Source organism: Pseudonocardia sp. (assembly GCF_050246655.1).
In the GTDB taxonomy this organism is placed as follows: Bacteria; Actinomycetota; Actinomycetes; order Mycobacteriales; family Pseudonocardiaceae; genus Pseudonocardia.
In genome coordinates this window covers 16,052-30,443 of record NZ_JBFWVQ010000070.1, presented here as the reverse complement: position 1 = coordinate 30,443, position 14,392 = coordinate 16,052, and the positions used below count along the sequence as shown (strand labels likewise).

At 74.7% G+C, this 14,392-nt stretch carries 11 protein-coding genes; 6 read left to right on the top strand and 5 right to left on the bottom strand.

Features of this window, described 5'->3' with window-relative positions; all coding sequences use genetic code 11:
• The 4 genes from AB7J25_RS20480 to oxdA form a co-directional block, all read left to right on the top strand.
• Nucleotides 1-884, top strand: an 884-nt coding sequence (locus tag AB7J25_RS20480; RefSeq protein WP_428511198.1) for an NAD-dependent formate dehydrogenase, incomplete at its 5' end; no start/stop codon positions are given.
• A 114-nt stretch (nucleotides 885-998) separates the two neighbouring features.
• Nucleotides 999-1,532: a PadR family transcriptional regulator gene (locus tag AB7J25_RS20475; protein ID WP_428511197.1), complete on the top strand. Its 534-nt coding sequence runs from the start codon at nucleotides 999-1,001 to the stop codon at nucleotides 1,530-1,532.
• A gap of 1,341 nt (nucleotides 1,533-2,873) precedes the next feature.
• Nucleotides 2,874-3,881 (top strand): helix-turn-helix domain-containing protein, encoded by a 1,008-nt coding sequence (locus AB7J25_RS20470; RefSeq protein WP_428511196.1) that lies wholly within the window; start codon nucleotides 2,874-2,876, stop codon nucleotides 3,879-3,881.
• A gap of 63 nt (nucleotides 3,882-3,944) precedes the next feature.
• On the top strand, nucleotides 3,945-5,003 hold the full coding sequence (oxdA, locus tag AB7J25_RS20465) for an aliphatic aldoxime dehydratase (protein WP_428511195.1): 1,059 nt from the start codon (nucleotides 3,945-3,947) through the stop codon (nucleotides 5,001-5,003).
• A 19-nt stretch (nucleotides 5,004-5,022) separates the two neighbouring features.
• On the opposite strand, the gene AB7J25_RS20460 is transcribed toward oxdA, so the two are convergent.
• The 3 genes from AB7J25_RS20460 to AB7J25_RS20450 form a co-directional block, all read right to left on the bottom strand.
• Nucleotides 5,023-6,678: a hypothetical protein gene (locus AB7J25_RS20460; protein ID WP_428511194.1), complete on the bottom strand. Its 1,656-nt coding sequence runs from the start codon at nucleotides 6,676-6,678 to the stop codon at nucleotides 5,023-5,025.
• A gap of 96 nt (nucleotides 6,679-6,774) precedes the next feature.
• Nucleotides 6,775-8,046, bottom strand: a complete 1,272-nt coding sequence (locus AB7J25_RS20455; RefSeq protein WP_428511193.1) for a hypothetical protein — start codon at nucleotides 8,044-8,046, stop codon at nucleotides 6,775-6,777.
• Complete coding sequence (locus AB7J25_RS20450; protein WP_428511192.1) at nucleotides 8,043-9,179, bottom strand: hypothetical protein; 1,137 nt, start codon at nucleotides 9,177-9,179, stop codon at nucleotides 8,043-8,045. Before AB7J25_RS20450 ends, AB7J25_RS20455 begins: the two co-directional genes overlap by 4 nt.
• 194 nt (nucleotides 9,180-9,373) lie before the next feature.
• Here AB7J25_RS20450 and AB7J25_RS20445 point away from each other — a divergent pair, with 194 nt between their 5' ends.
• Entirely contained in the window at nucleotides 9,374-10,108 is a 735-nt protein-coding gene (locus AB7J25_RS20445; protein ID WP_428511191.1) for a sensor histidine kinase, read from the top strand.
• 5 nt (nucleotides 10,109-10,113) lie between these two features.
• The gene (locus AB7J25_RS20440; RefSeq protein WP_428511190.1) at nucleotides 10,114-10,713 is read left to right on the top strand and encodes a response regulator transcription factor; all 600 of its coding nucleotides are present in this window, start codon (nucleotides 10,114-10,116) and stop codon (nucleotides 10,711-10,713) included.
• Between the two features lie 66 nt (nucleotides 10,714-10,779).
• On the opposite strand, the gene AB7J25_RS20435 is transcribed toward AB7J25_RS20440, so the two are convergent.
• Nucleotides 10,780-11,982, bottom strand: a complete 1,203-nt coding sequence (locus AB7J25_RS20435; protein ID WP_428511189.1) for a hypothetical protein — start codon at nucleotides 11,980-11,982, stop codon at nucleotides 10,780-10,782.
• Nucleotides 11,979-14,309 carry a galactose oxidase-like domain-containing protein gene (locus AB7J25_RS20430; RefSeq protein ID WP_428511188.1) on the bottom strand — a complete coding sequence of 777 codons (2,331 nt, stop codon included), beginning with the start codon at nucleotides 14,307-14,309 and terminating at the stop codon, nucleotides 11,979-11,981. Before AB7J25_RS20430 ends, AB7J25_RS20435 begins: the two co-directional genes overlap by 4 nt.
• Nucleotides 14,310-14,392 lie beyond the last annotated feature (83 nt).

Genomic DNA, 14,392 nt, shown 5'->3' with positions numbered 1-14,392 from the left:
TCGTCATCTCGCAACCCTTCTGGCCCGCCTACCTCACCGCCGAACGCATCGCGAAGGCCCCCAACCTGAAGCTCGCGCTCACCGCCGGCATCGGCTCCGACCACGTCGACCTCGACGCCGCCATCGAGCACGGCGTGACCGTCGCCGAGGTGACCTTCTGCAACAGCATCAGCGTCGCCGAGCACGTCGTGATGATGATCCTCTCGCTGGTCCGCAACTACCTCCCGTCCCACCGGTGGGTGCTCGACGGCGGGTGGAACATCGCCGACTGCGTGGCCCGCTCCTACGACGTCGAAGGGATGGACGTCGGCACCGTCGCGGCGGGCCGCATCGGCCTGGCCGTGCTGCGCCGCCTGGCGCCGTTCGACATGCGCCTGCACTACACCGACCGCCATCGCCTCCCGGCCGAGGTCGAGAACGAGCTCGGGTTGACGTTCCATCCGACGGCCCGCGACATGGTGCCGCACTGCGACGTCGTCACGATCAACGCGCCGCTGCACCCGGAAACGCGCAACCTGTTCGACGACGACCTGCTCGCGACGATGCGCCGCGGCGCCTACCTCGTCAACACCGCGCGTGGGCTCATCGTCGACCGGGACGCGATCGTGCGGGCGCTGCAGAGCGGGCAGCTCGCCGGATACGCGGGCGACGTCTGGTACCCCCAGCCCGCGCCCGCCGACCACCCGTGGCGCACGATGCCCCACCACGGGATGACGCCCCACATCTCCGGGTCGTCGCTGTCGGCGCAGGCCCGCTACGCCGCCGGCACGCGCGAGATCCTCGAGTCGTACTTCGCCGGGACACCGATCCGGGAGGAGTACCTCATCGTGGACGGCGGTGCCCTCGCCGGAACGGGGGCGCACTCCTACAGCACCTCGCGATGAGCCGGCGGGGCCCGGCCCGGTTCGACCGGGCCGGGCCCTGCTGTCGGCCGGCAGCGGGAGAAGCCACGGCCACTGCCCGGGACAGGGCGGGTGCGGCTTTCCTATCCTCGGCGCGTGACGGATCGGACGACGTGGGCGCTGCCGGAGTGGACGGTGCTCGCAGCCCTGCGCGAGGAGCCCCGGCACGGGTTCGCGATCGCGGCACTCACCGCACCGGAGGGCGACCTGGGCCGGGTCTGGCAGATCCCCCGGCCCGTCATCTACCGGGCGCTGGGCCGCCTCGCCGAGGCCGGGCTCGTCGAGGCCGGGGCCGAGGAGGCCGGGCCCGGGCCGCGGCGTACGCCGTACCGGATCACCGCGCAGGGCTGCGCCGCCATCGACGCGTGGCTCGAGCAGCCGGTCGAGCACGTGCGCGAGCTCCGGTCGCACCTGCTCATGAAGCTGGCCCTGCTGGATCGCCGCCACCTGGACCCCACCGCGCTGCTACGCCGGCAGCGCGCGGTCCTGGAGCCGGTCGTGATCGCGCTCGCCGCCGAACGTGCGGATCGGGAGGGGTTCGACGCCGTCCTGGTGGCGTGGCGGCACGCGGCGGCGGCCGCCGCGCTGGGGTTCGTGGACAACCTCCTCGGCAGGCCTGCCGGCGCCTGACGCGGAACGCGCCGAGCGGCGTACCCAGGAGGCGGGATGCCCGCACTCGGCGGCGATCGCGCGCCACGACAGCCCGGCGGCACGCCGGTCCGCGAGGTAGCTGCCGAGGTCGGGGAAGCCGAACCGCACCGCGACCTCTGCGGCGGCGTCGTGCCGACGGCCCCGGGCCGCGGCGTGCGGGACGGTGGGCACGCCGTGGCGGCGCAGCGCTGTCAGCACCGCCCCGCGGCTGAGGCCGGTCTCCGCGGCGATGGCCGACACCGTGCGCCGCCCGTCGATGTGGCGGGCCACGAGGTAGGCCCGCACGTCGCCGTACCCGAGCCGACGCAGCGCGGGCCCCCACGGCACGTCCAGGCGGGCCAGCGCGGGTCCCGCGACGGCGCGCGCCGCTGCCGGGTCGACGGTCGCGAGGTGGCGGCAGAGCCAGTCCTTGTGCAGGCCGCACTCCCGGCTGATCGCGGCGAGGCTCGCCCCCGCAGCAACCCGGGCGCGGACGAGCGAGCCGAGGTCGGGGAAGCCGGCGTCGCGCGCCACGTCGGCGGCGACCCGGCGCAGTCGCTCCTGCGCGGCGCGGCGCGTGCCGGCTGCCCGGGCGGCCGGGGAGATCTCGGCGAGCGATCGAAGCGTCTTGCGACGGCGCTGCTCGGGCTGTACCCGGCCCCTCGCCGCGGACGCCGCGACCCGGGAGAGCTCGCCCGAGCGCATGAGGGCGCGACCCGCAGCGCTCCCCGCCCGGACGGCCGGGTCGGTGGCGAGCCGCTGCCGCAGGGCCGCGGCCCGGCGGGCCCGCGTGTCGCTGCCCTCGAGGGACTCGGTGAGCTCCAGACCGAACGCCTCCCGGTAGGCCGCACGCTCCCACCCGTGGGCGCGCAGGTGCGCGGCCACCGAGCGGAACCAGTGCCCGCACAGATGGCACTGCACGCGACCACCGTCCCGAACGACGGTGCCCGGCGGGGAGTAGACGGGCGTGCCGTCGCGCAGTACGGCGACGACGGGTCGGGCCGGACGGATGGCTGCCGTCATGCGCACCTCACTCGTTGCACCTGGCTGTCTCCGCGGCGTTCGTCCCACCGCGAGCCACTAGTACCAGTGTGACTAGCAGTGGGATCATAGCTCCGGACCGGTCGTCCGGGATCACCCACGAGGCCGAACGAAGAGACGAGATGCGGATCCTTCGGCGAGAGGACGCCGCAGCTGCGGCGAGAATGCGGCTTCCGAACGCGGTGCTCGTCCGGCGGAGGACCGCCTGTGCGGAGATATACTCCGTCGCCGGACGGCCGCGCACCCGCCGCGCACCCACAGCCATCGGGACCACGGCCGCGTCCGTCGAGGGGACCGTCGATGAGCCGCACCGTTCACGATCATCGCGATCACGAGGACTCCGTCCGTGGGCTGCCGCGCTGGAAGGACCTGATCCGGGAGCGCTTCGTCGCCCTCGACATCAGGCCGGACGACCAGCTCCCGATCCGCGGCCGGGTCACCGAGCACTTCGTCGGCCCCCTCGCCGTCGCCTCGGTCCGGTCGGTCGGCCAGACCTTCCGTCGGACGTCGAGGCTCATCGACCGGCACGGCGAGGACCGCTTCCAGGTCGGCCTGCTGCGCAGCGGCGACGCCCGGCTGGAGCAGGACGGCCGGGCGGCGCGGATCCGCCCCGGATCGTTCGTCGTCTACGACACCACCCGCCCGTTCACCTGGACCATGTCCGGGCCGTGGCACATGGACGTGTTCACCTGGGCCCTCGACGACGTGCCGCTCGACACCCGGCACGTCGCCACCCTCACCGCGCGGCCCGTCGACGACGGTGTGAGCGCCCTGATCGCGCGTGCCGCACTCACCCAGCTCGCGACGATCCCCCGCTCCGTCGAGGGCACCGAGGGCGTGCAGCTCGCCTCCCGCATCGCCGACCTCGTCCTCACGGCGGTCGCCCACCACGGCCCGCCGGTCCCCGACGTCCCCGCCACGCTGCAGCTGCGCCACGTGCTCGAACTGATCGAGACCCGCCTCGACGACCCCGGACTCTCGCCCGCGGCCATCGCCAGGCAGTGCCACCTGTCCCTGCGCACGCTGCACCGGCTGTTCGCGGACCAGCCACGCAGCCTCGCCCGCTGGATCCGGTTCCGCCGGCTCGAACGGGCCCGGGCCGAGCTCGGCACGCACCCGGACCTGCCCGTCGCCGTCGTCGCGGCCCAGCACGGCTTCTCCGATCCCACCGTCTTCGCCCGGGCGTTCCGTGACGAGTACGGCCTGAGTCCCCGTGACTTCCGGCAGACCGCGGGCGGCCGCGCCGCCGCCTCCCGGACGGCACACGACGTCGGTTTCCTGGCACGGAGCGCACGCTCGCCGACCTGACCGGCTCCTAGCGTGCAGCCATCCCGGACGGGCCCGCAGCTCGCACGCCATCGGAGGCGCACCATGGAATCGGCCATCGACCACCACCTGACGTGTCCGCGCACCCTGTCGCGCCGCGTGGCCGACGAGTACGACCCGCCGTTCCCCATGTTCGTCGCGCGGGCCGGCCAGGACCTCACGCAGGTCGTGATGGGCTACTTCGGTGTGCAGTACGAGGGCGCCCCACACCGCGACGAGGCGCTCGCAACGCTGCGCCACATCGTCGACGGGTTCGGGCTGGCGGACGGTCCCGGCGAGCACGACCTGACGCACCACAAGGACGAGGCCGGCCACGACAACCTCGTCGCCGTCGGCTACTGGCGCGACCCCGCGACCTACGAGCGCTGGGTCTCCCGCCCCGACGTGGCGCGGTGGTGGAACTCCGAGGACCGCCTGAGCGCGAACGTCGGTGTGTTCCGCGAGGTCGTCGCACCCCGCGCGGACCAGTTCGAGACGCTGTACGCCTTCACCGACCGGTTCCCGGGCGTCGGCGCGATCATGGACGGGGTCAGTGGCGACATCCAGGAGCACGGCTACTGGGGGTCCATGCGGGACCGCATCCCCCTGTCGCAGACGGACCGGATGCTCGCGTCGGGCCGGCTCGAGGCGCAGGGCGACCCGGCAGGCCGCGGTCGCGTGGTCGTCCGCGGGCACGACAACGTCGCGCTCATCCGCTCCGGTCAGGACTGGGCGCAGACCGGGCCCGACGAGCGCGAGCTGTACCTGACCGAGATCGAGCCGGTGCTGCGCAGCGGCATGGACTTCCTTCGCGACAACGGCCAGGACATCGGCTGCTACAGCAACCGCTACGTCCGCTACATCGACCTCGACGGGAACCCGATCGACAAGAGCTACAACATCGGACACTGGCGGTCGCTCGACCTGCTCGAGCGCTGGGCCGAGTCGCACCCGACCCACCTCCGGATCTTCACGACGTTCTTCCGGGTCGTGACGAGCCTCGAAAAGCTCCGCCTCTACCACGAGGTCTCCGTGTTCGACGCGTCCGACCAGTACTACGAGTACGTCAACTGCCATCCCGCCACGGGCCTGCTGCGCGACGCCGTCGTGGCGTCGGCGGTCTGACCGCCGCTCATTCCGCTGCTCATTCCGCGTCGTAGAACACGGAGAGGTCGAGCGGTCGGCCGTTGGTCGGGGAGCCGACCTCGTCGAAGGTGAGGTCGGGCTGCGGCCCGGCGAGCATCCCGTCCCGGCGGTCCTCGGCGGGCTCGTGGTTCTCCCTGACGTAGCGGTCCCGGCCCGCGAGATCGAGGAACACCCCGATGCCCCCGAGGTAGCCGCTGCCCTGGGAGCCGTGCGCGAACCGGATCAGCCCCGTCCCGGACTGGGTCGGGAACCCCTCCTCCTGGTTGCGGTAGCCGGCGGCCCGGTAGAGGTCGTCGCCGCCGGCGTCGACCAGCAGCCCGACCGCGGGCGCCACGAAGATGCCGACCCCCTGCAGGCTGCGCGGCGTGGCGTCGCACCGCCCGCCGACCCGGTCCTCCGCGTTCGGGCTCGCGCCGATCTCCGAGCCGAGGCCGCTGTCGTCGATGACCCCGCCCGAGCCGTCCGCGTGGAACTCGGCCGCAGGGTCCAGCGGGGCGGGCATGTAGTAGTCGTAGACGTCGTCCCCGCCGTCGTCGCGGAGCACCCCGATCCCGACGAGCAGGCCCAGTCCCTGCGCGTTGCGCATGGCCACGTAGCGGTCGTTGCCCGCCCTGTCCTCCAGGAGGCCGACACCGCCGATGTGCCCCGCGCCCATCGTGCCGGTCCGGCCGGTGTAGCGGTCGTCCCCCGCGTCGTCGACGAGCATGCCGACCCCCTCGACGCCCGCACCGATGGTCGAGAACCGCGCGACGCTCGGCGCGGCGCTGCACAGGTCGTCGGGGAACTCCGGGTCCTGCAGGCGGCCGTACGTGTCGTTCCCGCCGCGGTCCCAGAGCAGAGCCGCCGACGGAACGCACTCCGGACCGTCCAGCGAGGGGGTCCGGGAGCCGTCGGGTCCGCGGACGACGCGACCGCTGACCGAGTCCGGGTAGGTCTGCCGGCATCCGCGCGCGGGCTCCCGGTAGCGCGCGGCGGCACCGGTGACGCTGCGCTTGACGTCGATCTGGTTCGCCCCCTGGTTGTTGAGGTAGACGTCGTCACCGCCCTCGTCGACCAGGAGCACGTAGTCCTCGACGTAGACGTCGTCGGCGTCGCCGGGCGAGTACGCCAGCACCGGCCACACCCGCAGCGGCCCGGCACCGGCGGATGCGGGGAACGACGGCCGGAGGGCCTCCAGTCCCGCCCGCAACGCCACGGCGCAGTCCCGGACCGCGGCCACGTCGGCGGGCCGGGGTTCGGCGAGGCCCGCCACGAGCTGTTCGTGCGGGGTCGCGGCGGTCATCGCGGCCGTCGCCGCGTCACACGTGCGCAGCTGTACGAGCAGCGTCGCCAGCGCCGACTCGGTCGCGGTTCCGAGCCGGGCCGCCGCGACCTCGCGGCCGACCGCCGCCGCGTCGAGCCCGACGCCGAGGCGGGCGGACAGGCCCGTGATCTCGTCGGTCAGGGAACCCGCCGGCCCGAGGCGCGGCTGCGGCATCGGTTCCAGACCCGCGAGCTGCAGCGCCGCGGCCGGTAGCGCGTCGGCGGTCGCCACGGGGACGGCGGGTACCGCCGCGGCCGCCACCGAGGTGAGCTCACCTGCGGCGGCGAGGGTCGCCGAGGCGACCACGAAGGCCAGGACCGTACGGATCCGGCAGCCCGGACGGTGCGTCATCGTGCCTCGCTCGCTTTCCTCGATGGTCGGACGACACAGGGTCGCGAGCCGCACCGGCGACCCACTACCCGAAGCTGGGGGCATCCGCCCGAGCGGTCAGGACGCCCAGAGCAGGCCCACGGCGGCGCCGGTCAGCGCCACCATCGCGCCGAGCATCGGCTGCTGCGTGCGCAGGGCGAGACGCCCGGGGTAGAGGCGCACGGCGCGGTCGTGCGCGCCGATGGTGGCGACGAGGTGCCCGACCACCACCGCGGCCCACTGCACGACGAGCACCACCGCCGGGGCGACGACGCCGGGGTCCACCTCGCCCCAGCCGAACGGGTCCCCGGCGAGAATGAGCGCACGCTGGCCGTCGAGGACGAGCATGGAGAAGTAGTGCGCCATCGCGTATCCCGCGGCGATCGGCACCAGCGTCGTCGCGAACGCCGCCGGTCCGGGACGGGTGCCGTCCGCGGCACGCGCCCCGCTGATCAGCCAGGCGCCGCCGAGCGTGACGACGCCGACTGCCAGCGTCGCCGCGGCCAGCGCGAGCGTCGACGTGACCACGCCCGGCGTGACGATCGTCGACCACCATCGCGTCCCCATGAGACCGTCGCAGGCCGTGACGCCGATGAGCAGCACGAGCACCGCGGCAAGTCCCGGGGCCGGCCGCACGGCCTCCAGGCCGTCCAGCGGGTTGCGCAACGCCAGGCGCCCGTCGTCGCGCCGCCCGACGGGCGCGAGGGCACCCAGCAGCGTCGAGTAGACCTCGAACCCGTCCCCGCGATCGAACCAGCGCGCCCCGACGACGAGCGCGACGGTGACGTGGACCGCCGCATAGCCGATCACCCACCAGGCGACGACCGCCGGGGTCGTGCGCCCGGGCGCCGCGAGCTCCAACCACCCGAAGGCCGCGAGCGAGGCGACGGCGGGCCAGTAGCCGATCCCCGCCGGCAGCGGCCGCACCCCTTCGACGGGGTCGATCCGCAGAAGGGCGGCGAGCAGCTCGTGCAGCAGCCGCAGGGGGTTCGCCACGCGCAGCACCGGGCCGAACAGCAGCGACACCGGCACCAGCCCGACCCAGAACAGGACGTAGAACACCCACGGCGCCGCGTTGGCCGACAGGTCGTCGGGTCCGGTCAGGCCCTCGACGACGAGCCAGGCCAGCACCGCGAGCGCCGCGCTCCTCGCCACCGTGCGGGTCCCCGGGCGGTCCAGCCGGGCGAGCAGCGGGAGCTCACGCCCCTGACGGGTTCGCCGGGCCCGCCGCCACGCCAGGCAGAGGACGGCGAAGGAGATGACGAGCGCGGCCACCGCCGCCGCGGCGGCCGGGCCGGTGGGCAGCGGGGGATCGGTGGGGGTGCCGATGCCGTGGGCGAGGACGGTCATGACGCCCGCCCCGCGAGCGCCGGCGCCGGCGCCATCGGTGACGGCGGATCGGCGGCCGCCAGCCGGCGGTCCCGACGCAACAGCAGCGCCAGCAGCACGCCGAGGAACCCCACGGCCGGGAGCAGGGCCGCGCCACCGAGCCCTCCGGGCGCCGCATGCTGCCCCACGGCCGGCGCCCGGCTCGCGCCACCCGTCAGCTCGGCCGCCCCGTCCGCGACCTCGACGGGGATCCGCCAGCGGACGGCCGCTCCCGGTGCCGGGTCCAGCCGGGGGTCCGACCAGGTCACGGTGTGACCACCGGACACCGGCTGCCAGCCGGTGTCCGGTGGCACCGGCCGTCCGGCGGCGAGGAGGTCGAGGCGGTGCGTCGGGGAGCCGGTCGCGACCTCCCATCCGTCGACGGTGTGGCGCAGGAACTCCTCGCCGTCGACCCCGCGGATCGCGACGGGCAGCTCCGCCGGGGCGGCGAGGGTCAGCCCGCCGGGCCCGGCCACCGCGGTGATCCCCGCCGGGGGCGGGTCGACCGTCACCCGCTGCGGCTCCGGCGCCGCCTGTGCCTCCAGCGTCCCGTCCAGGACGGCGGGCACGGTGCCGTAGCGCAGCGGGACGCGCCACCGGGCGAGCACGTGGCTCGCGTGCGAGTGCCCGCCCACCGGGGGCAGCCCCGCGGCGGGACGCACGCGCGGGTCGGTCCAGTCCCACGAGATGTCGGTGGAGACCCGGTGCCACCGGGGCGGCGCGGCGGCGTCGACCCCGTCCGGCAGGGCGACCGCGGTACCGCTGCCGGGCCGGCTGAGATGGGTGAACGGCGCCGCCGCGTCCGTCTCGACGCCGGCGGCCGAGATCCGGAGGAAGTCGCGGCCGTCCGGGCCCGCGACGGTGAGCGGCACCGCCGTCGGGTTCACGACCACCAGCCCGGCCCCGCCGCGCGCGGCGCGGACGACGACCCCGTCCGGCAGCGCCGGGGTCACCCCGCCCACGACGGGGACGACGACGGTGTCCCCCGGCCGGGCGGCGGGCGCGGCCTGTGCGGCGGCCGGGAGCAGCGCGGAGACGAGCACCCCGCCGGCGACGAGGAGAGCCGCCGCGACGGAGCAGGCGGTGCGGGATCGGGTCGGTGGTCGGCCGGTCATGAGCGCCTCCTGTCGTCGTCCTGGGGCCAACGACGAGCCCGGTGAGCCGTTACGGAGACCTCTCCGCAGATAATGATCAAATCGTTCAAAATCACCGCAATCACGTTGATAAATGACCGAAATATCCGAATCCGCGGGTAGTCCATCCGGGTGATCCTCCCTGCGGTTGGTCAAGGGTTGTCGTTGTCCCCGGCATGGGAGTCCTCACCAACGTCGCCGGATCTCCGCAGGCCTCGCCGAGGGCCGGCGACGCCCGCCGCGTCGTGCGGAGCGGCTCGGCGCTCCGCCACGACGCCCGGCCAGTGCACGCCCGTGCGGAGCGACAGCGGATCGCCTCCGCCCTCCACGACGACGTGAGCTCGCTCCTGTTCGCCGCCTCCGCCGCAGCGCAGCACGCCGGGCACGACGCCGAGCTGAGCGCCGAGGAGCTGCGCGCGGCGCTGCGGCGCGTCGGCGACCACGTCCGCGAGGCCTCGGACCGGCTCCGGGCGGTCCTGCGCGGCTGCGCGCCCGTCGACGCCGTCGACGGGCTCGTGGCCGCGGTGCGTCGCGACCTGCTCGACCTCACCGGCCGCACCGGGATCGCCACCCGCCTCGTCCTGCACGGGACCGCGCGCCCGCTCGCCGACGGCGGCGACACGGCCCTCCTCGGCTGCCTGCGCCTGAGCTTGTTCAACGTGGAGCGCCACGCCCAGGCACGCGAGGTCGAGATCACGCTGCGGTACGAGGCACACGAGGTCGTGCTGGAGATCGTCGACGACGGGAGCGGGCTGCCCTCCGGGTTCGTCCCGGCGGCGGTGCCCCGCACCGACGGGACGGGCTGGGGCTGGTCGTCGGTACTGCGCCGCGCCGAGCAGCGTGGTGGGCACGCCGAGCTGCTCGCGGTCCCCGGCGGCGGCACGCGGGTGTGCGTCCACCTGCCGGCCTGACGGCGGTGCGGCGCATCCTGCTCGTCGACGACCACCCGGTGGTACTCGACGGGCTGTCCACCCTGCTCACCGGCATGCCCGGAGTGGAGATCGTCGCGATGGCCACCGACCGGCCGTCCGCGCTGACCGCCGCGCGGGTCCACCGCCCCGACCTGGTCGTCCTGGACCTGCGCATGCAGGGCAGCTACGCCCCCGAGACGGTCCGTCAGCTGAAGGCCGCCGCACCGGGCACCCTGGTGCTGCTGCACACGGCGACCGAGGAGATGGAGCCGGTCCGGGCGGCCCTGCGGGCCGGGGCCGACGCGGTCGCCTTCAAGGACGGCTCCCACCTCGTCGCGGCGGTGCGCAGCCTCCTCGCCGGCGAGCAGCCCGAGGTCGACCCCAGGCTCCGGCCGGACGCGAACCCGCCGACGGACATCCTGAGCCCCCGCGAGTACGACGTCCTGTGCGCCTACGCCGACGGCCGGTCGACGACGGAGGTCGCCGAACGGCTCTTCCTGGCCGAGGGCACCGTCCGCAGCTACACGAAGGCGCTGCTGGCCAAGCTCGGCGCCCACAGCCGCGTGGAGGCCGTCGCGATCGCGCGCAGCCGCGGGCTCCTCTGACGGGCCCGACGAGCCGGTCGCGACGGCGCGGGGCCGGCAGGCTCTCGACCGCCGGCCCCGCACCCGTCAGCTCCGCGTCCCGGCGGCCTCGCGGCGCGCCGCAGCAGGTGTCACGGCCACCGGACGGCGCCGGTTCCGCGTCGCCCACCACGCGACCACCAGGCCGACCGCGACCACGGCGACGACGGCACCGAGCCACGTCCAGAGCCCGGAGATCGGTGCGGACCCGAGCGGGGTGAGCGACGTGTGGCCGGGGACCTCGATCCGCCGGCCGTCGACGACCAGGGCGACGGTCCACTCACGCACCACGGCGGTGTCGGTGAGCGCGTAGAGGGCGGCGAGGTCCTGGCCCGGTCCAGCCGCCGGATGGGCGAACGACTGCCGGCCCGTCGAGCCGACGTCCGTCCAGTCGGGTGCTGCCGCCGCGTCGGCCGGTCGCCCGGACAGCTGCGCGGGCCGGGTCGCCCGCCAGGTGGGGCTCAGCGTGTTCGCCTGCGCACCGTCCGCGGTGAGGCGCAGGAACGGCTCCCCCGCGTCGCCGAGGACGACGACCTCGCCCGGCCCGTCGTAGGCGACCGCGACGGCCGGGACGGGGTTGCCGGGCAACGCGGTCAGGGTGACCCCCGGAGCGGGGGTCGTCGTGTCGAGCTCCGGGACGAACGTCCCGAGCGGGGGCCGGTACTCGAAGTGGCCCTCGGCCGCGCCGACGGCGTCGCCGTGGCGCAGCGGGACGCTCCAGGTGCCCAGGTGCTGCAACGGCTCGGCGTCGGCCTTCTGCTCGGCCGTGCCGGGCCCCGGCCGCAGCCGCTGGTCGAACCAGCCCCAGGTGGGGGTCTCCGAGACCCGCACCCACACGGGTGAGCCCCGGTCGGCCGCGCGCTCGGGCACCACCGCGGCGCCGCCGGGCTGCTTCGACCGGTACCAGTCCGGGGAGCGGAAGTTGGCGAGCACCCCGCCCGGACCGATGCGGAACAGCGGGTCCCCGGCCGTCGAGAGCACCTCGGTCTCCGTGGCGGTCGGGTTGTCGAGCACGAACTGCGGCCCGCTCCCGGTCTGCTCGATGTCCAGCACGACGCCGGGCGCGTCCGGGCTCAGTCGGTCGAGCACGGGCACGATCTCCGGATCGGGCGCCTCCAGCGCCCAGGCCTCCCCGCTCAGGCCGAGGGAGCCCGGGAGCAGGGTGGCGAGCACGCCGACGAGGAGTGCCCCGGCCCACCGGCCCGGCCGGTGGGCCGAGCCGGTGGAGTGGCGCGGGATGCGCCGGGTCATCGCGCCTGCCCGGTCCGCCGGGGTGCGCGCCGGTCGCCGCGCAGCGGCAGCTGCGGCACCAGCGCCGGGTCCCCGACCGGCGGGGCCTGGACGTCCGCGGGCGCCTCGTCCGCCTGCCCCTCGGCACCCGTCGCCGGCACACCGGCATCCGGTCCGGCCATGGGGACGCCGAGCGGGTCGGGCTCACCCGGCACCGTCGGCGGCTCCAGCGGGTTCGGCGGGTTGCTCAGGTGCGTGTTCGACTCGACCGGGGTGGCGCCCTCCGACTCGAAGCCCTCGACCGTCTCGGGGCCCATCGGCTGCGGCGCGTTCGCGTCGTCGGAGAAGTCCCCGACGTGCACGATGCTCGCCACCGAGGGCACGTGGCCACCCTCGCCGTCGGAGCGGTTGACGAACAGGTAGTAGAACCCGGGCGGCGCCGCCTTGCCGCTCGGCGGCGCGGACACCGTGAGCGACCCGTCACCGTCGGTGGTGAACGGCAGCTCGAGGGTGCGGGTGTCGTTGTCCATGACGTGCTGCGGCGCGGGCATGCGCATCAGCAGGACCTTGGACACGTCCGCGTCGGTGGCGGTGTCGACGTCCACGGTGAACTCCTCGCCCCACGTCACCGCGCTGGGCGCGTAGTCCACGTCGGGACGGTCGCCCTTGTGCAGGTACGGCGGGCTGAACAGCTCGAACGACGGGTCCTTGTCGTTGTTGCCGGTGACGCCGGGGACGGCGTCGCGCTGCATGCCGTAGCCCGTGGAGATCGGCGAGTTGCCGCCGACGAGTACCTGCCCGTTGGGCAGCAGCACCGCGTTGTTGTGGTAGGTCCGCGCCCGCTCGGGCTCGGCCATCGGCGTGAAGGTGTTGGTCTCCGGGTCGTAGATCTCCGGCTGCTTCACCGGGATCTCCAACCCGGGAGCGACGACCTCGTCGTTGCGCGCGCCCGAGGTGAGCAGGACGTCGCCGTCCGCGAGCGGCGTGGGCTGGGTGAACCAGCGCGGCGTGTTGAGCATCGGCCCCGGGGCGTTGGTGACGGTGCCGTCCGCGTGGATCGTGGTCAGGTCGGTGGTCGGGGTGGCGACGTAGGTGCCGGGGGGCGGGCCGAGCGTCCCGCCGGCGCGCAGGATCGTCATGGCGTCGTACGGGGCCTTCATCGGCAGCGCGACCGAGGCGGGCGAGCTGCGCGAGATCGTGAGACCGGCGTCCTGCCAGGTCTCGGTCTCCGGGTCGAAGAAGCTCTGCACGCCGAACAGCGCCTCGTCCACGGCCTGGCCGAAGGGGCCGAACATCTGCCCGTCGCCGGTGTAGAAGAGCTTGCCGTTCGGCGCGAGGTAGACGCGCGCGTTCTCGGGCAGGGTCTTCTCGGAGGCGAGGCCCGCGTAGTTCTCGGTCCACTGCGCGGTCGTCGGGTCGTAGGTCTCGGTGCGCCGGACCTGCGAGCCCTGGGTGCTCTTGATCAGCTTGAGCGTGCCCGAGACGACCATCACGGTGCCGTCGGACATCGTCGTCGCGGAGGGGTACCAGCGGCCGAACTTCATCGGCGCTGTCGCGTTCCAGGCGTTGTCCGCTCCATCGAAGATCCGCGCGGAGCGCAGGCCCTCCAGCTCGATGACACCGACGTTGACGGGGTCGCCGTCGGCCTTCTCCAGCACCGACGGCTCGTTGTACCAGTCGGTGCCGCCGACGATCATCTGGCGGCCGTCGGGGAGCTGGACGATGTCGCCGCAGAAGATGTCGCCGTCGTTGTCCTGGGCGTCGTCCGGCGAGCACGTCGGATCGGCCGCGGGCCCGCCGAGCTGCTCGTTGACCGAGCCCGCGAGGCCGTCGCCGCCGCGGCCGGGGACCCCGGCGACGCCGAGGGGGCCCTCGGTCAGGCAGTCGTCGCTGGTGCGCCCGGCGACGATGTTCGGGTTGTCGCCGTCCGAGCGCTCGTTGCCCGGCACCCGCCAGCTCGGGGAGCCGTCGGTGAGATCCACCACGCGGGTGCGGCTGCTGCGGGACTCGGGCGACAGGCTCGCGACCCCGCCCTCCTCCGCGTTCTCCTCGCTCTCGATGCCGTTGCCGTAGAGCACCCGGCCGTCGGGCAGCACCGCCGACGTCACCGCGGTGGGCTTGCACTCGAGCCGCTCCCGGTCGTCGCCCGGCGTGTCGTTCGGCACGTACGTGCACCGCGGTGTGCCGGCTCCGCCCTCCTCGAACGGCGCCGACCAGGATCCGACCGTCGCCGCGTCGCCGTCCGCGGCCATCGCCAGCGGCGCGGTCGCGACGCCGGCTCCGGTCACGGCGACGGTCGCGGCGGTGAGCACCGCGAGACGTCTGCCCTGTCTCCTGGGGGGTCGCATGAGCTCTCCTCTCGTCCCACGGTCGCCGCGGTCCGGGTGGCTGGGGATGCACCGGGACCGACCGGGGTGCGTGGACGCTAGGA